The 249-nt window shown below is 67.5% G+C and carries 1 protein-coding gene; it reads left to right on the plus strand.

Going from position 1 to position 249, the window contains the following annotated elements:
- Positions 1–249: hypothetical protein (locus ACNFCJ_RS24185; protein ID WP_416773910.1), on the plus strand; the 249-nt coding region annotated here is incomplete at both ends.

Below are 249 nucleotides of genomic sequence, written 5' to 3' on the forward strand. Positions count from 1 at the left end.
GCCGTACAGCCTGCCGACATTGCAGACGTGGTGCGCGACGGTGACTCGCGGCTCAGTGACTCCCGCACCCCGACTGGCGGCGCCGGCGGCGTGCTGTCGGGCAGCTACCCAAATCCGGGGTTTGCCGTGGACATGGCCACGCAGGCTGAGCTGGAGGCCGGGCTGGCCGGGAAGGTCGATAAAGTCGCAGGCAAGGGACTGAGCACCGAGGACTACACCACTGCCGAGAAAAGCAAGCTGGCCGGGAAG

The organism is Pseudomonas sp. NY15364 (genome assembly GCF_048068235.1).
In the GTDB taxonomy this organism is placed as follows: Bacteria; Pseudomonadota; Gammaproteobacteria; order Pseudomonadales; family Pseudomonadaceae; genus Aquipseudomonas; species Aquipseudomonas mendocina_D.